The following is a 16,092-nucleotide window of genomic DNA, read 5'->3' as shown; positions in this document are numbered from 1 at the left end:
TAAATAATTGGGCATGATTATGGAAAGATTTGGGTATAATCTTGGAATAATTACTTTTATATAGTTGATCTATTTAGTAGTGTAATGGATAATTAGGGCTTTAAACTAATATTCATTAATTATTTTGAGATACTGGTGATTTTAAATGGTAACCACTATCTTAAATAATTTTAAAACGTTGAATAATATTCAATCCATTCAAAAAGCCTTTAAAATCCATTAAAATAAAAATTTAACCGAAAAATTAGATTTTGGAAATGGAAATAATTACGGGGGCACAATTCATGGTTTACGATATGATATTACCAGCTTTACCTTTTATAGGTGGCTATTTATTTACCTACAGTCTTTACCGGATGAATATAATCAGAAAAGCAATACACATCAATGTATGGAATTTTATAGTTGGACTAGCCTTTTTAATATCTGCAGGAGCCGGTTTCCTTCTGCTTTTGTTAATGGAATTAGGGATCAAGTTATCAATAAGCCCGCAGTTACTGTACTGGCACGTAGAACTAGGTGTAACTCTGGCCCTGGTAACTGTATTCCACATCCATACCTACTGGAAATCAGCTAAGACCATGTTTGTCCCGGCCAAGAAAAGGGTGAAAACATGAAGAAAGAATCTCCCTGCCAAATGAAAAAGGGCCCAAAATCTAGTTTAGGCAGTAAACTAAATCTATCCAACCATAAAATCCAATCAAAATTATGGGGGAGGAAGATAAAATCCGTATTGGAAAGCGTCTCTTTGAAAGAAAGACTCCTGATGGTAGCTTCTACCATTCCTTTCATAGCAGCCAGTACCATGTCTTCTTCATGTGCCACCTCCTGTCCCTACGGAATGGTGAATGATCCCTACCCCGGGCAGTGTCCTAGATACGTGGACCTGGATGGGAATGGAATATGTGATCTATCCCAAACCACCACTACCACGGCCGATGACACGTCTACCACCAGTACTACGAGTGATGATACTTCCACCACCGATGGAGCCACTAGTACTGACACTGGGCATGGAAACGGGGCAAATGCTGATGATGGTGCCCTTGTTAATCAGACCGACGCAAACTCCACCGTACCCCAAGATTCCCCAAGTTTAGATAGTGGAAACCTTGACGGAGATGCAACCAATTACCAGGTGTTACCGGTAACCATGATCATTATAGGAAGTTACCTAGTAACTTATTTCCTATTTAAAAAAGGCATATTAAACCGCACTAAACATCGAAGAATTTGGAATTTACTGGTAACTCTGGGATATATCGGAAGTGGTGGTACGGGGATCATATTGGCGGTTTTAATAAATCTGGGCATAAGAACTGCTTTAAATCCCTCTTTAACTTTCTGGCACGTCGAATTATCCGTTCTCATGGTGGTGGCGACCTTAATCCATCTGCACATCTATAGAAAACCCTTTAAAAACATGTTCAGAGTCCTTTTTGGTTTTAGAACAGGTTCTGGAAAGAATTCTAATGCGTTGAGAGGGAAATCCAAATAATTTTCCCTTTCACGGTTTTTATAGAGAGAACTAAATTAATTCTACAGAAGAACATTTTTAATCTTAAGCCTTTTTTATCCTAAGCCTTCTTCATCTTAAGTTATCTTTTATAAACCTCTAATTTTATTTAAGTTCGGTAGTAGAATATTCATGGCCTAAAATGGACTGAAAATTTGCAGGGGGGAAGTAGAGTATAAATTTAAATCTACAGTAGAAATATTTAAGGGAAAAAAATCCTTGATTTTTTTTTAACTACCTTTTTTGGTGAATTCACGAACAACTATAAATGCTGGTGATGTTTTGTTATAGTAAATCCACAAGCCTCAGGAAATATTTTAGCAATTTATCTTAAATTTATATGGCCGGTGAACAAAGTTTTAGTAAACAAATGAATAACGGGGGAGTGAATTCATGAATATATCCTCACAAAGGGATGGCGGAGTGCTGATAATATCACTTCAAGGTAGACTGGATGCTTATGGTGCATTAGAATTAAATGAATCCCTAGAAAGCCTGATTACCCCTAAAGATACTGTGGTTATTTTTAACATGGGCCAAGTCAGTTATCTCAGCAGTGGAGGTATCCGCAGTTTACTGGGAGCTGAAAGAACCCTCAAGGAAAGGGAAGGATGCATACATCTCTGCAATTTGAAGTCTTACCCGCTAGATGTACTAAAAATGGCGGGCTTTGACCAGATATTCTCCATAAAGCCCACGGTAAAAGATGCCCTGCAATCAGGATCAACAGCCCCATACTCGGAAAGGGTGAACTGGATAAAAGTTCCCCCTTATGTTAATGAAACGATTTCATTAACCATTTTAGAATCATCAGAGGGTGATTCTAAATTAAATGTTGTGGGTGATATCTCCAAGGTACTCAATGCCACTTTGGGAGAAGAGGATATCTATTCCCGGAAATTCTCCAATACAGAATACTCCATTGGATTGGGAGGATTAGGGGAGAAGATGAAAGACTTCCTGGAGATCATGGGGGAGATGATCACCATTGGGGGGACCATGGTCTGGCTCCCTACTGACGGACATAACACTCCCGATTTCCTTATACCCGCAACAGACACTGGAATGGTGACCATACACACGGGATTTAATGTTGCTCTTGATGGGAATTTTAATGATGTTCTATTTGCCGAATCCCAACATGATGAAGGGTTTACCATGGATGAACTCTACGCATCCCTTTTTACCCTGGCCCGGGAAAGGGAACCTAACTTCAAAGGGATCATTAGTGTGACTATACAGGCAGACATTGAAGAATTTTACAGATCAGGAATTAAAATAGCCCCAATTAATAAATTCACTCCAAAAAATCATGAGATGATTATGCATCCTGATAATATTAAGTCATGGATGAATATAGGTACGGAACCTATGTTTAAAGGTGAAACAATGATTAGTTTTGGGGTGGGTGTTGATTTAACCACTGATCTATCTGGTTTTGATGAAGAAGTACTGGGGTCCCTGTTTTACATGCATCCTGCCAACACCGTAAATAAGCAGATGTTGCTCCATAACCATGCCGTGGTTTTCAAACATGTTCCCCTGGAGAAAAAGGGTGATCTAGATGGTGGCATAAAGAGTATTGTTCAAAATGGAGAATTCCGGGACATGAGTCATCTCTTGGATAACTCCAAAATGAAACGTGCTCTTTTAGGTGTTTCCTATATATCTAGTATTGTTTTTGAGAAAAATCAGGAAATAACACTGCGTGGGGATTGTAAAGGATGGAACGACACCTACCATGAAATAACCAGTAAAATGTTCCCGGATTCAACTGAAATTCAACTTACCCCCATAACCGGAGGGTACAGTGGTTCGGCGGTGTTTAAGGTAGATGCCTGGGATCGCTCGGGTAGAAAAGAAATGCCCTTTGTAATGAAACTGGGGCCCTGGTTCGAGTTAGGAAGTGAACTAAAGGGATATGAAGAACATGTAAAACGTTACATACAGAACAATGCCACCCATGTCATCGATCACTGTAAAATTGACGCCTTTGGGGGCTTATTGTACAATTTCGCAGGTATAAATGGGAGAGAAAGTACTATAAAGACCATGGAGGATTACTACGCTTCCCATGACACTGGAGAAGTTTTAAATGCCCTGGACAAACTCTTTAGAAATGTGCTCCGTAGCTGGTACGGGCAACCCAAACTGAAGGAACTCTACCTATACGAGGAATATGATTCTTTCTTCAAGTACGAGAAGATAAAAAATTTCACTTTAGAGAAGTTCGACCTTACATCCAGTGAAAAATACGTTGAACTCCCCTATAACTTGGGAACATCCATAAACCCACTTTACTTTGTGGAAAATGTAATGCCGGAACGCCGGTCCCAGGTGGTCAGTAGTTACGAAGCCTCCACCCACGGGGATCTGAACTTGAGGAATGTACTCCTGGATGATGATCTAAATATCTGGCTCATAGACTTCGCTGCAACCTGCTATTCTCATATCCTGCGGGATGTGGCCAAACTGGAAACTGCCTTTAAACTGGAATGTGTGGATATCAATTCCCTGGAAAAACTAAGGTACATGTTGAAACTGGAAGAAAGGTTCCTTAAGGCTAGAAATCTTAGTGATATACCACATTTACCACTTGATTCTCCCGAAAATCAACTAAATTTTGATAATAGGGACATAATCAAGGCATTTCAGTGTATAAGGAGGGTGAGAGAATATGGTAACATGATTACCCTTTTGGATGAAGATATATCCCAATATCTACTGGGATTGTTGTCCTATAACTTATCATCAATTTCATTTAGGAGTCTCAACGATTATGAGCGGGAATATGCCGGGATTTCTGCTTCTCTAATTTGTAACCGGTTGATGTAGGCTCATATCCTAATGGGTTTTAAAATGAGGGAAGTGAACTAATATTAACAGCAGTATTAACCGATAAATGCAGGGGCATGTTTTTACAGTTTTAAACTTCACGAGGACATAAATTTTTTAAATCCTATAATTAAATTGTACAATTAATCCCCGGCAGGTCTGAGTGTACTGAAATTTAATAATTTATGATTCTTGATAGGGGTTTTTTTAATGGAAAGATGGTTAACTCCGGGTGGATGTACAGTTTACCCCATCACAAAGGGCAGAAGTAATACTTACCTGGTTTTTGACGGTGATGATTCAATTTTAGTGGATACCAGTCACCGGGGGGCACTGAAAGGTCTCACCGATAAGCTGGATGATCTACTGGATGGAAGGAAGTTGTCCTGGCTGGTTTTAACCCATAGCCATTATGATCACGCAGAAAACACTGCAGTATTAAAGGAACGGTACAATACCAGGGTGATTGTCCATAAATCAGAATTATATGACTTAAAACAAGGTTTTTCACCGTTACCTACAGGCACTAATCCTATTACTCGCATTGTGTCTAATCTGGGTGGTAAAATTAGTAGTTTCAGTCATTATGAGCCAGTAGGACCGGATATTATTGTGGACGATGCCTACCCGGTAACACCACGAACCTACCTCATCCACACTCCGGGCCACACTGAAGGGTCAATGAGCTTGATTGTGGATGATGAAATTGCTTTGGTGGGCGATGCCATGTTTGGAGTATTCAACTGGTCAGTATTCCCCCCATTTGCGGATAATGTTTCTGCTCTCGAAAAAAGCTGGGGAAAACTTGCAAAAACTGGTTGTAAAATGTATTTACCTGGTCATGGAACTGAAAACAGTAGAGAATTACTTTTGAAACAGTGCAACAAGTATGGTGTTGAATTAGATTAAAAAAATTCCTCACAACTTTCAGCTCATGCCAATGGGGCACCTATTAGTTAACTTTATAAGGTGGATAAGCAATTTATTTATATATCGATATATTTGAATATATGAAACTAACAGGTGGTTGGAGTTGACGGAAAAAGAAATCAAAGACTTTGTAAAGGAAAGGTATTCAAAAATTGCAGCTAAAGAAGACTCTTCGTCATGTTCCTGTTGTTCTGAAACAGGAGTGGACAGAATAATCCAACAAGCTAAAGCCGTCGGCTATTCTGAGGAAGAAATAAAAAGCATCCCTGCCGAGGCCATATTTGGATTGGGATGTGGTAACCCTACGGCCCTAGCCGAGATAAAAAAGGGTGAAACAGTTCTGGATCTGGGGTCTGGTGGGGGAATAGATGTATTTCTGGCGGCCAACAAGGTTGGTGAAAGTGGAAAGGTCATAGGGGTAGACATGACGGAAAAAATGGTAGAAACTGCCCTTGAAAATGCTAAAGCCGGAGGATACCATAATGTGGAGTTTAAACTGGGTGAAATAGAGAATTTACCCCTTGAAGATAATTCCGTTGATCTGGTAATTAGTAACTGTGTCATAAATCTCACCCCAGACAAATCTGTAGCCTATAGGGAGGTTTACAGGGTTTTAAAAGAAGGAGGCAGAATATTAATTTCGGATATAGTCACTGAAGGTCATCTCCCTGACGAAATCCGGAAAAGTTTCCAAGCATGGTCGGAATGCATAGCAGGGGCCATGGAAAAAGAAGAATACATGGAAACCATAAGGAAGGCCGGATTTGGTAAAGTTGAAGTCATTGATGCCCATTTCTTTACAGAACCGGGCCTGGATGAACGCCTGAAAGGAAAATTAATCAGTATACAGATAAAGGCAATTAAAACTCCCAGTGACTCCGGGTTCATAGTTAAATCAGAGAACAATGATTGCGGATGTGAAGGGCCAGCCTTAAAACCATCTAAGACTAATGAAACAAGTGAAGGTTGTGGATGTTCTGGTGAAACTGTTCTCGAAACACCTGAAATTGGAGAAAGTGAAGGTCGCGGATGTGAGGGGCTGTCACCGGAAACAACTGAACAAATTGAGGAGAATGATGAATGTTCCTGTGGGTGTGGGGGAGAATTCCCTGATGAATCTCTGGTAGAAAATCCAAAAGAACCTGTAAATACCGTCAACAATAGTTTTTTAGAGGATTTTGAGAAATTTGCCCGGGCAATGGGTATTGTAAATATTGGATACACCCGGGTAAATCCGGAATTAGTCAACACCGAGGAACCAATCTACACCAATGCCATTGTCCTGACCTTAGAAATGGGTGAAGATATCATAGAAACACCCCCTGGTTCAAAAGCCCAGGAATTGAATGATGCAACCTATAAAAAAATGGGGAACATAACTTACGCCCTCTCTGATTTTATCCGGTCACAGGGCTTTGCTACCCAAGTGGCCCATCCATACGGAAGCATGTTAAATTTCTCACCCCTTGGTCAGGAAGCCGGTTTAGGATGGATAGGGCAAAGTGGGCTGTTAATAACGCCTGAACTGGGGCCCCGACAGAAAATTTCAGCAATACTGACCAGTATAGAAAATTTACCGGTTAAAACTCATAATGAACACTCTTGGATACCGGAATACTGTGAAAAATGTGGTAAATGCATTAGGGCCTGTCCAGAAAAAGCATTGATAGAACGAAAGACATGCTGTGGTAACAAGGAAATAGAATTTATTCAAGCTCGTTGCATTGGCTGCACACAAGGCTGCACTTACTGTATAGAATCGTGCCCATTCGATGAAAAGGGATATGCTCATGTTAAAGATATATTTGACCGGATAAATGCCAGGTTAAAGGATAGAAAAAATTAATACATTTCAGCTGAATATTTAGGAGATGGAAAAATGAGTTCTGAGAAAATAGCATTAGCTGCCTGCAGTGGAATGAGTCCCTATGGTCTGGTGGCCCGTGTAACGTCTGCAGATACGGTAAATGAGACTGAAAACACGATTTCTATTTGTATGGGTGCCACTGCTGCCGATAGAGAAGGTTTTAGAAATTTAATTAAAAAATATCCTATTATTGCCATAAATGGCTGTGATGGTAACTGCACCACCAAAATACTTAATCAGAAGGGAGTTACTCCTGCTAAAACTCTTAATGTACTGGAAGAACTCAAAGATGAAAATTTTAAACCTTCTGATGTTTCCAGATTGGATGAAGAAGGAGAAATTTGTGTTGAATTCATGAAAAAGAAGGTAAAAAATGAAATGGACGATTTAAAAGAAGAAAATAAAGGATAGGATCAATTAGTCCGTACCATCAAGGGTTTAACCTTCCACAGAATTTAGAATGAGTAAGTGAAACGAGTAGGTTAATTATTAACCCGGATTAGTGAAGTAAATGGAAACTATAAATGATATTCCCTCTTACCAGAAAATGGGCCGGAAGAAGTTTTTCACTATCTTAAGGAGAGAAACCAATTTAATTAACCTTCAGGATATAATGCGGGCCAGTTTATTCCTTATAGATGATGCTAAATATGTGCAGGGCAACTACCGAAAGGAATACCTGGAGTCTTACACCAAGGCTTTTATAATGCGAATCCAGGAGGTTAAAGCCCATCACGTAGAGAGTGATGAGCTTCTGGATATATCAGAAGTTCAAGATGCAGTCCGGCTATTACAAGAGCAGGAAAAACTGGCAGCAGAGGGGGAAGGATTTGATCCGGCCTTTTTTAAGATCTACAAGATCATCTCCCTTTACACCACCTTTATCCTGGCAGAATCGGTTCATCCGGTGGGCACACCCTTCCCTGGAGGCCTGCAGGTGAAATATGATGGGGAGAAATTTCTCTGCCCGGTGAAAGAAAGACAAAAAGATAATCCTGGTGCGGTTTGTGGGTTCTGCATTGCCGAACAGGATCCAGAGACTATGTGAATATGCTAGGTGGTTATTGTCCTGGTGGTTACAGAACATAGCCATTTTCGGTATTCCATTTTTACCCATCCCTACTAAATATCCATATATTTAAATATATCACCGCCTATACCAAGTCCATGAAATCATGTGAAATTGGTGGGGATAAGCCCGGTGAAGACCAGATCAAGAGGTTGAAAAAGATCATGGCCACCCTCCCTGATGATGAAGTCCTGTACGAAAATGCAGATACCCTAAAGGCCCTTGCGGATCCCACCCGCTTAAAGATCCTTCACCTGTTGAAACACGGTGAGTTATGTGTTTGTGAAATTATCACTGCTATGGAAAAACCTCAACCTACTATTTCACACCATTTAAACATTTTAAAAAAGGCAGGCTACTTAAAATGGCGTAAAGAAGGGGTATGGGTTCATTACAGTTTGTCTAATCCAAAAATTATCGATATCATTAACAAACTATGGGGATAATTAGGGCAGATTGATTTAAATACGGATTATTCCTTAAAAATCATTGAAACAGAAAAATAACCTTAAACCTATTTAGTGAATCTTTTCATAACTGCACGTGCGGCCTTGGTTTTAACCAGTATAGAAACTTTCATACCTTTTTTTAACACTATCTCTGGTTTAGGAATGGTTATATCACCATTTTCATAGACCGCGACAATTATAAAATCATCGGTGGGGCTGATATCCCCTATTTTTTTACCTACTACCTTTTCATTTTCCAGGTTAAAATCAAGTAATTCTGCATCGCCCTTTCCCATAACCACTAAATCAGCAATTTTGGGCCGTATAATCAGTTTTTCCACGTAACTGGCTGCAGTGATTTCCGGACTGATAACCGAGTCAATACCCACCTTGCGGAAGGCTTCACCGTGGCTGGGCTCACTTACCCGGGCAATGATCTTGGGAATATTAAATTCTCGTACCAGTATACAGGCCAGCAGGTTAGCCTCGTCATTTCCAGTGGCTGCCACAAAAACATCGGCACTGGACACGTTGGCTTCCTCCAGGGTTTTGGTGTCAGTACCATTGCCACAGATCACCAGTGCATCTAGCTCGGCTGCAGCATTAGTGCATAGATTTTCATCATTTTCAATTAAGGTCACATCATGACCATCCGAAATTAAAAAAGAAGCCAGGTTTAGCCCGACTCTTCCACCACCCATTACAACCACGTACATATTGACACCTTAAGTACAGAAATGATAATTTTGATTTTAATGTAGTTTCATACCCAATCTATTTCATACCTTATTTTCGTACAAACATAATGCTTGGTACACTATGAATGTTTCCATCACACTTGCAGGACTATGATTATTTTTGGGGATACAACAAGGATTATGTTGACAACTAGATCAGTAGGATTTAAAGATAAAATCCACCTCCCATATAAATTTTTCCTGAATACAGTGTAAATGTAGTTTAGAATGCTGCAAAATATATTAATAATAATTAAAGTTGTTTAAAATTAGAAATTATTCATTTAACCTATTTAATTAGCTAAATGGTTTAAGGAAAGTTCTTAAAAAGTTTTAAAAAAATGATGTAAAGGGGATAATACTTTAATTATTAGAAAATACTTCAGCAGGAAATAAATTTATGAATAAGGGAAGGAAATTGGCAAGAAATTGCACTAATGATTTAATCTCAAAAATAAGGATAATGGGGAGTTAAAAATAAAAATAGGCCAATATAATATTTAATCTATTTAAACTGCTCCATGGGGTTGGCGCTGTTTTTTCAGAACTATGGTACTATCTGCTGAGTTCTTGAGGGCAATACTGAAACCAGGTTCAGCACCAATCACCAGAGTTTCCTTCCCATTTTCTTTGGCAATGTTGATCAGTGGTAAAAAATCGGTGTTACGGGTCATTAAGGCTACAACATCAATGTTGGGGTTGTGTATGGCTTCAAAGGCTTCAACTGCCATTTGAACGTCTATATCTCCAGCAACAATAATGGGGGATAATCCCTGGTTAACTATGGCTTCAATAAGTTTATCCGAAGCGTACTGGTTCAGAAATACTTTTCCTACCCTTATCTTCCCGTAATCAGTGAGTAATTCTTGTACTACTTCAAGATCGAAGTCGAATTCTTTCCGTAGCATGTTAGGTCCATCAATTAATAAAGCAACACTTTTTACATTAGGTTCTCCCATTCGGGGGATGTATTCTTTAAATTTTTCGAGGTTACGCATTTTTCCTCCTGGTTCTATTCAAGATAAACACGAGCCAGGTGCTTTAAATGTATCATCTTTATATTTTTAAATAATTTATACTTTGTTATTATTACTATCATTAATAGTTTGTGGTTTTTTCACTTTTCTTAAGCAGTATAACCCATGTGATTCTGGATGTGGTTCTTTTAATTCTTTTAGAATTAATTAAGAACTAGTCTATTTTATTGATTCCCAATAATAAATAGCTATGCCCAAATTACACCCAATTATTCCGCACGTCTAAAGAATTTTAGGTGGTCCTAAATATCTTTAGTGGGGACAAATTCATCTATTTTTTTTAAAAATCTGGAATAGGGTTCTTAATTTAAAAAAAAGAGTTAAAGAAAGGTTGAAAAATGATCATTTAATTTTTATCACGGGAAGCTGTACCTCAGTCAAAAGTTCCCCTTCGGGAACTTGGGCGGGATCATTGAGGTATACTTCAGTTATTGGCCCCACAACATCATAACCATTTTCAACTGCATATTTGGCTAAACCGTGTATAATTGGCCCTACTTGGGTATAAGGTCCTTGGTGAAGGGCAGTTAGAACAGTATGCTCGGGCATTTCTTTGATACCTATTTTGCCTTCGGGCATAGCATTACCTTCAAAGAAAAATCCAATTTCATATTGCAGATCTTCTTCAGCCACATCTTCGGGGCTGTTGAGGTAGGTTCCATAGGCCTGGCCATTAGTTTTAAGGCCTTTTTCATTTATCCATTGTTTGATTTCTTCAATATACTCGGGAATCTTATCATAACTTCCGTGGTGTGGGATGTAGGCCACGTAGGTCTCTTTAATCCTTTTCTCTTTTACGTCCATGGTTACACCATAATTAACTTGGTGTTCTATTTTAAACTAGTTTTGCTCTTTATTTCATCACACTTTTTTTTAGCTTGGTTGGTTGGAATTACCCGATAATGATGCATTAAAATGGCAAAACATATTTTTCATCCATCTCATCCCATAATTATATCCGGAAGTGTAAGTAAACCATATTGTAATGAGAAATCATTCGGATTCAATAAATAACTGGGTTACCACCAGTCGTATTGAAACACTGGTGGATGGCATATTTGCCATTGCCATGACATTACTGGTTTTAAGCATCGGAGTGCCGGATATATCTTCTGCCTTAACTGAAGGGGCATTTATACACCAATTATGGCTATTATGGCCTAAGTTGTTAAGTTATGCACTCAGTTTCTGGATACTGGCGGGATTTTGGCGAGTTAACCACCAGCAGTTTTCCTTTATTAAACGTTCCGACACCAATTTGATCACTATAACTGTTTTCTGGTTACTTTTTATAGCCATGGTGCCCTTTTCCACCGAGATAATAGGAACCTTCGGCCAATACTTCAGTGCCAGTGTGATATTCCAGTTGAACCTGTTTTTTGCCGGAGTTCTGTATTGTGTAAACTGGATTTATGCCGTCCGTAAAGGATTGGTGGATGAAAACCTGGATGAATCATCCAAAAACCAGATTACCCGGATCAGCATGATTTTACCGGTTTTATCAATAATAGCTCTTCTTCTATCTTACTATTTCTTTGCCTGGGCTAACCTAGTCTATTTAGCCAGTCCCCTGGCCAAGAAATTGATCCAGTAAAAAAAACTCTCACTAAGGAATTGTGAACGAGGAATATTGTAATATAGTGAGAGTTTGGTTATTTTTTTTGAAAAACCCCTGTTATTGTATTTTCACCACTGGGAACTGGATTTCAGTTAACAGTTCACTTTCTGCTACCTCATCTGGACTGTTTAAATAACTTTCCGAGGGAGCACCCGCAATCTGGTATCCTTCCTTCTGGGTGTATTCGATTAAATCCATGTAAACTGATGCTGCCTCACCATAAGGGCCCTGGAAAATAGTGGAAACAGCTTGGTGTTCGGGGATGGTTTTGATATGAATATCCTCTGTTCCTTCTTTTAATTTGCCGGTAAATGCAGCTCCAACTTCCCAGTCCAGTTCTTCTTCGGTAACTTCGTGGGGACTGTTGTAGTAGGTGCCGTAAATGGGCATCTGTATTTCCACGTCCTGGGTCATGAGCCAGCCCACCACTTTTCCCAGAACCTCGGGGATCTGGGTATAGCTACCTTTCTGGTGTATGAATGCTACCTGGTACTGGGGTATTGTTTTTATTTCAATTGCCATAGCTAAACAACTCCATTTTCAATTCTGTGAATTAATATAAATTATGAAATAGAGATTAATGTGTAATTTTGCCAAGGGCAGTTGAAAAGTATTTTCGGGCATTTACCTCTTTTTGCCATCTATATATCCTAAAAAAATTAGCAATTAATATTGGGAGTATTCAAATGTTTTCACTTTAATTTACTCCCATTAGAGTTTAGAGCACACATATCCCACGAAATTATCGGACTCCACATTTTTGTGGTCAATTGAAAATCCTGATCCTTCCAGTAAACCTTCCATAATCCAATCATAGGTGCTGAATTCGTCTTTGATATGGATTTCTGTTTCAAGGGCCATGGAATCCCCAGCAACGCTGCGCATATCAGTCATGAATTTATTCAGGGCCTTTTCATGCTCCTGAACAGGAAAGGTAAACACCACATCAAAAAGATAGAGTTTACCACCAGATTTTAAGATATCTGCCATTTTAAGTAGTGCCACTGACTTCCAGAAGTCAGGGAGGTGGTGGAGGGCAGCCATGGTGATGATCTTATCTACGGCACCATCTTCATGTTTGTAACTTAAGAATCCGGCACAACGAGTTTCAACATTATTAATACCATGGGTCCCGGCATTTTCCTCCAGAACATCCAGCATTTTCTGGGATATATCAACACCAATGACTTTCCGGGAATATTTAGCCAGATTCAGGGCAATTCCTCCAGTACCACAGCCAAAATCAAGTACAGTGTCTTGGGGTGTAATCCCCAACATCCGAACGATTTCCTGAGCTTCTTCCGGGAAGTTCCTGAACTTCTGATGTTCTTCATTGTATCCCTGGGCTACTTTCGGATCTAAATAATCCACTCCTGCCTGTTTTTCAGTGTAGTACCATTTTGGATTGCTTTTCATGTTACACCCTCTTCTATCTTAATAATGGTTAATTAGTTCTATTATTTTTTGCCTGAATCATCTTTTATCCACCAAAGTCTTTAACCTTAATTTTTCGCTATGAACACAGAAAAACGGCTGATTACTGAAGCCAGGCAGATGATAAGTAACATGATAAGTAGAATCTGTCTTACCAATATTTTTGGGGATAGAATTGATAAAAAAATCATCAACATTAAATATGCTCCTAAGTACTTTCCCACCGGGTCGTAAACAGGTTTTTTAAGCCCGGAGGTCCCAATGAACATACAGAACATGATGATAATCAGCAGGAGAACCAGGGGATCGTACCAGCCATTGATGGTGTATGCCAGGAAACAGGCCAGAATAAAGATGAAATCTGATATCACATCAAGGTAGGCGCCAATATCTGAGGTTGCACCTAGTTTACGAGCAATATAGCCATCCAGAGCATCAGTTACGCCGGTGAAGATAATTATCATCAAGGAAACCAGGTACAAACCGTTGGTGAATGTGTAAATAAAGATTGGGGCAACTATAATTCGAATTACACTTAAAAAATTGGGAGTATGGGATTTTAAAGTCATTTTAATCCCTGCTTTTATTTGATTCAATCCTATTAGACTAAAAGGTATGATCTTTCGTGGAGTATACTTAATCTATTTTAATCTCGGGTTAACCCTCGTGCCCAATCCCTTATCTCATCCCAATCACGGTAATCGTGGCGTTTACTGCTATCTATTCCCTTTTTTTCCAGATCCTTTTTAATAAAACTCGTGGTAAGTTTGTACATTAATCCGTGTTTGGCTTCAGGGTCGTAAACACTACCAAAGAGTCCAGTGGCCACCGGGGGGTTCACCAAGTTCTTTGCTGCCACAGCATCCAAGTACTTTTCCTGACCCTCTGGTCTACTTTTTTCTTCATTTGCCGCACCACAACTGACGAAGAGGGCAACTTTCTGGGTGGCCAGGGTTTCCTTGTTTTTTTGCAGGAATTTAAGTGCCTTACTAGTCCATTTGCCCATTTTTATGCCACTTCCCACCACTACCAGATCGTAGCTAGATACATCCCGGTCCTTAATACTCCGGACATCTAACAGATCAGTTTCGTTCCCTTCTTCTTTTATAACACGGGCTATTTCTTCAGCTATTTCCGCAGCTGTCCCATATCTTGTTCCGTATACAACCAATGCCTTCATTTTTTTTCCTTCCTTTAACTTATTTAATCATTTTTAGTATTTTCATACAGATTTGCCGATATTTTTTCCAGTTTACTCATAATTTCAAACAGATCTTTGATTTCATTATCATCCAGACCGGCAAATAGTGAGGTAATATCTTTCACATCCTGGGGCCCTCTTTTCTCCCAGAAATCATGACATTCTTCTGTAACCTTTAAACGCAGTATTCGTCTGTTATTGGGGTCACGTTCGATTTTTAAGAATCCTCTGGATTCTAAACGTGTGGCCAGCTGTTTGACATTCTGGTGGGTGGTGCTCAGGGCATTGGCCACTTCCTGCATGGAAGGAGGACTCTCAAAGGCTGTTACCATGATGATCATCATCAGCCACTGTTTGGTAGTTATCTGGTCCGGGGCCAGTAATCTACCAATAACATAGCTCCACCTCTGCTGTACCAGGAATAAAACCACCAGGATATATTTTTCCATTTCCAGTCTTTCTGCATTGTATTCTGCCTTAATAATTTCTGAATCTCTCATTATTCTCAGCTCATGGGTACTGGGGGTAATCCATTAGATTTTTTATGTGTACTATTTATTTTATTATAGAAGGCCAGTGTGATAATTATGCCTCCTACTGTGGCTACCAGGAAAAACAGTTCCTGTTCCCAGACCACACTCACACCCTTCTGCATCATGAAATAGATCATGGATAGTATAGCAGTTCCTAGGAGAGATATCTTCACCATTACAATGGGCATTAGGGTATATCCCCACGGCTTTCTTTTTAAAAGTAAAACACCGGATATTATGGCTGCAGGTGCCAGAACAGCGAGATCCAGGGCCTGAATTCCCAGGGTGGTATAGTCTTCCAGTGATGCCGGAGCAACACCAGATAGGATGGATTGAATTATTATGCTGAGCCACATCACCGAAAGCAGGGTAGCCATGGATATGGTGAATATTCCGGCGATCTGGGTGGTGATTCCCGGTGAAAAACTCCTTTTTATGTTTTTCACATTTAGGGACAGTAACCCGTAGACAAAGGTGTACAGAGATAGGGAGAACAGTGCAACATAGACCAGGAAAAGTTGATTGTAGGATGCCAGAAATGACATGGATGAGTAGGTGTACAGGAAATAAAATACAACCCCCATCCAAAGTAGATTGCCTCTTAACGAATCTTTTGAAATAAGATACAGGGATAAAACCAGTATTGGCACACATATTACCAGTGAAATTAAGTCTTGTCCCATCATTTGGGCAGTTATAGAAACTGTGTCATTTTTATACAATCCTCTCCAGAACAATCCGGATAGAGTAGCTATAACTGCCAGTAGTCCGATTACAATTGAATTTATATATATTATTTTTTTATCCATTTATTCCCAACTCCATTATTGGTAATATATTACATATTTAGGTAATATATTACCTAA

Annotated in this window: 18 protein-coding genes; 9 read left to right on the top strand and 9 right to left on the bottom strand. The window is 39.4% G+C overall.

Annotated elements, in window-relative coordinates; translation table 11 throughout:
- Nucleotides 1–284: 284 nt before the first annotated feature.
- The 8 genes from QC759_RS08665 to QC759_RS08630 all read left to right on the top strand — a co-directional run bounded on the left by QC759_RS08665 (nt 285) and on the right by QC759_RS08630 (nt 8,663).
- Entirely contained in the window at nt 285–617 is a 333-nt protein-coding gene (locus QC759_RS08665) for a hypothetical protein (RefSeq protein ID WP_048071915.1), read from the top strand.
- Nucleotides 614–1,498, top strand: a complete 885-nt coding sequence (locus QC759_RS08660) for a hypothetical protein (RefSeq protein WP_279845554.1) — start codon at nt 614–616, stop codon at nt 1,496–1,498. The genes QC759_RS08665 and QC759_RS08660 overlap by 4 nt, the downstream gene beginning before the upstream one ends.
- Before the next feature lie 411 nt (nt 1,499–1,909).
- Entirely contained in the window at nt 1,910–4,351 is a 2,442-nt protein-coding gene (locus tag QC759_RS08655) for an anti-sigma factor antagonist (RefSeq protein WP_048071914.1), read from the top strand.
- Between the two features lie 210 nt (nt 4,352–4,561).
- Nucleotides 4,562–5,260: an MBL fold metallo-hydrolase gene (locus tag QC759_RS08650; RefSeq protein WP_052659939.1), complete on the top strand. Its 699-nt coding sequence runs from the start codon at nt 4,562–4,564 to the stop codon at nt 5,258–5,260.
- Between the two features lie 124 nt (nt 5,261–5,384).
- Nucleotides 5,385–7,127 (top strand): arsenite methyltransferase, encoded by a 1,743-nt coding sequence (gene arsM / locus QC759_RS08645; protein ID WP_082055679.1) that lies wholly within the window; start codon nt 5,385–5,387, stop codon nt 7,125–7,127.
- A 33-nt stretch (nt 7,128–7,160) separates the two neighbouring features.
- The gene (locus QC759_RS08640; RefSeq protein ID WP_048071913.1) at nt 7,161–7,559 is read left to right on the top strand and encodes a putative zinc-binding protein; all 399 of its coding nucleotides are present in this window, start codon (nt 7,161–7,163) and stop codon (nt 7,557–7,559) included.
- A 100-nt stretch (nt 7,560–7,659) separates the two neighbouring features.
- Complete coding sequence (locus tag QC759_RS08635; RefSeq protein WP_052659938.1) at nt 7,660–8,196, top strand: DUF2115 domain-containing protein; 537 nt, start codon at nt 7,660–7,662, stop codon at nt 8,194–8,196.
- Nucleotides 8,197–8,315: 119 nt separating this feature from the next.
- Nucleotides 8,316–8,663: an ArsR/SmtB family transcription factor gene (locus QC759_RS08630; RefSeq protein WP_048071912.1), complete on the top strand. Its 348-nt coding sequence runs from the start codon at nt 8,316–8,318 to the stop codon at nt 8,661–8,663.
- 68 nt (nt 8,664–8,731) lie between these two features.
- Here the strand turns inward: QC759_RS08630 and QC759_RS08625 are convergent, their stop codons facing one another.
- From QC759_RS08625 to QC759_RS08615, 3 genes are all read right to left on the bottom strand, one after another.
- On the bottom strand, nt 8,732–9,382 hold the full coding sequence (locus tag QC759_RS08625) for a potassium channel family protein (protein WP_048071911.1): 651 nt from the start codon (nt 9,380–9,382) through the stop codon (nt 8,732–8,734).
- Between the two features lie 530 nt (nt 9,383–9,912).
- The gene (locus QC759_RS08620; protein WP_048071910.1) at nt 9,913–10,401 is read right to left on the bottom strand and encodes a TIGR00288 family NYN domain-containing protein; all 489 of its coding nucleotides are present in this window, start codon (nt 10,399–10,401) and stop codon (nt 9,913–9,915) included.
- Nucleotides 10,402–10,782: 381 nt separating this feature from the next.
- The gene (locus QC759_RS08615; RefSeq protein WP_048071909.1) at nt 10,783–11,244 is read right to left on the bottom strand and encodes an AraC family transcriptional regulator; all 462 of its coding nucleotides are present in this window, start codon (nt 11,242–11,244) and stop codon (nt 10,783–10,785) included.
- Nucleotides 11,245–11,425: 181 nt separating this feature from the next.
- On the opposite strand from QC759_RS08615, the gene QC759_RS08610 reads away from it, so the two are divergent.
- On the top strand, nt 11,426–12,034 hold the full coding sequence (locus QC759_RS08610) for a TMEM175 family protein (RefSeq protein ID WP_048071908.1): 609 nt from the start codon (nt 11,426–11,428) through the stop codon (nt 12,032–12,034).
- Between the two features lie 81 nt (nt 12,035–12,115).
- Here the strand turns inward: QC759_RS08610 and QC759_RS08605 are convergent, their stop codons facing one another.
- The 6 genes from QC759_RS08605 to QC759_RS08580 form a co-directional block, all read right to left on the bottom strand.
- Complete coding sequence (locus QC759_RS08605; RefSeq protein WP_048071907.1) at nt 12,116–12,580, bottom strand: GyrI-like domain-containing protein; 465 nt, start codon at nt 12,578–12,580, stop codon at nt 12,116–12,118.
- 189 nt (nt 12,581–12,769) lie between these two features.
- Nucleotides 12,770–13,474, bottom strand: coding sequence for a class I SAM-dependent methyltransferase (locus tag QC759_RS08600; protein WP_048071906.1), 705 nt, complete (start codon nt 13,472–13,474; stop codon nt 12,770–12,772).
- Between the two features lie 86 nt (nt 13,475–13,560).
- Complete coding sequence (locus tag QC759_RS08595) at nt 13,561–14,061, bottom strand: CDP-alcohol phosphatidyltransferase family protein (RefSeq protein WP_048071905.1); 501 nt, start codon at nt 14,059–14,061, stop codon at nt 13,561–13,563.
- A gap of 77 nt (nt 14,062–14,138) precedes the next feature.
- Complete coding sequence (locus QC759_RS08590; RefSeq protein WP_048071904.1) at nt 14,139–14,672, bottom strand: flavodoxin domain-containing protein; 534 nt, start codon at nt 14,670–14,672, stop codon at nt 14,139–14,141.
- A 23-nt stretch (nt 14,673–14,695) separates the two neighbouring features.
- Nucleotides 14,696–15,193, bottom strand: a complete 498-nt coding sequence (locus tag QC759_RS08585; protein WP_048071903.1) for a MarR family winged helix-turn-helix transcriptional regulator — start codon at nt 15,191–15,193, stop codon at nt 14,696–14,698.
- 5 nt (nt 15,194–15,198) lie between these two features.
- Nucleotides 15,199–16,035, bottom strand: a complete 837-nt coding sequence (locus QC759_RS08580) for a hypothetical protein (protein ID WP_048071902.1) — start codon at nt 16,033–16,035, stop codon at nt 15,199–15,201.
- Nucleotides 16,036–16,092 lie beyond the last annotated feature (57 nt).

The sequence above is a fragment of the Methanobacterium formicicum genome (assembly GCF_029848115.1).
GTDB lineage: Archaea > Methanobacteriota > Methanobacteria > Methanobacteriales > Methanobacteriaceae > Methanobacterium > Methanobacterium formicicum.
This window is presented reverse-complemented; position numbering and strand designations above follow the sequence as displayed.

Excerpts from the sequence above, each read along its gene's own strand:
- QC759_RS08665 (WP_048071915.1), top strand. The coding sequence starts at position 285 with ATGGTTTACGATATGATATTACCAGCTTTACCTTTTATAGGTGGCTAT.
- QC759_RS08660 (WP_279845554.1), top strand. The coding sequence starts at position 614 with ATGAAGAAAGAATCTCCCTGCCAAATGAAAAAGGGCCCAAAATCTAGT.
- QC759_RS08655 (WP_048071914.1), top strand. The coding sequence starts at position 1,910 with ATGAATATATCCTCACAAAGGGATGGCGGAGTGCTGATAATATCACTT.
- QC759_RS08650 (WP_052659939.1), top strand. The coding sequence starts at position 4,562 with ATGGAAAGATGGTTAACTCCGGGTGGATGTACAGTTTACCCCATCACA.
- QC759_RS08640 (WP_048071913.1), top strand. The coding sequence starts at position 7,161 with ATGAGTTCTGAGAAAATAGCATTAGCTGCCTGCAGTGGAATGAGTCCC.
- QC759_RS08635 (WP_052659938.1), top strand. The coding sequence starts at position 7,660 with ATGGAAACTATAAATGATATTCCCTCTTACCAGAAAATGGGCCGGAAG.
- QC759_RS08630 (WP_048071912.1), top strand. The coding sequence starts at position 8,316 with ATGAAATCATGTGAAATTGGTGGGGATAAGCCCGGTGAAGACCAGATC.
- QC759_RS08625 (WP_048071911.1), bottom strand. The coding sequence starts at position 9,382 with ATGTACGTGGTTGTAATGGGTGGTGGAAGAGTCGGGCTAAACCTGGCT.
- QC759_RS08620 (WP_048071910.1), bottom strand. The coding sequence starts at position 10,401 with ATGCGTAACCTCGAAAAATTTAAAGAATACATCCCCCGAATGGGAGAA.
- QC759_RS08615 (WP_048071909.1), bottom strand. The coding sequence starts at position 11,244 with ATGGACGTAAAAGAGAAAAGGATTAAAGAGACCTACGTGGCCTACATC.
- QC759_RS08610 (WP_048071908.1), top strand. The coding sequence starts at position 11,426 with ATGAGAAATCATTCGGATTCAATAAATAACTGGGTTACCACCAGTCGT.
- QC759_RS08605 (WP_048071907.1), bottom strand. The coding sequence starts at position 12,580 with ATGGCAATTGAAATAAAAACAATACCCCAGTACCAGGTAGCATTCATA.
- QC759_RS08600 (WP_048071906.1), bottom strand. The coding sequence starts at position 13,474 with ATGAAAAGCAATCCAAAATGGTACTACACTGAAAAACAGGCAGGAGTG.
- QC759_RS08595 (WP_048071905.1), bottom strand. The coding sequence starts at position 14,061 with ATGACTTTAAAATCCCATACTCCCAATTTTTTAAGTGTAATTCGAATT.
- QC759_RS08590 (WP_048071904.1), bottom strand. The coding sequence starts at position 14,672 with ATGAAGGCATTGGTTGTATACGGAACAAGATATGGGACAGCTGCGGAA.
- QC759_RS08585 (WP_048071903.1), bottom strand. The coding sequence starts at position 15,193 with ATGAGAGATTCAGAAATTATTAAGGCAGAATACAATGCAGAAAGACTG.
- QC759_RS08580 (WP_048071902.1), bottom strand. The coding sequence starts at position 16,035 with ATGGATAAAAAAATAATATATATAAATTCAATTGTAATCGGACTACTG.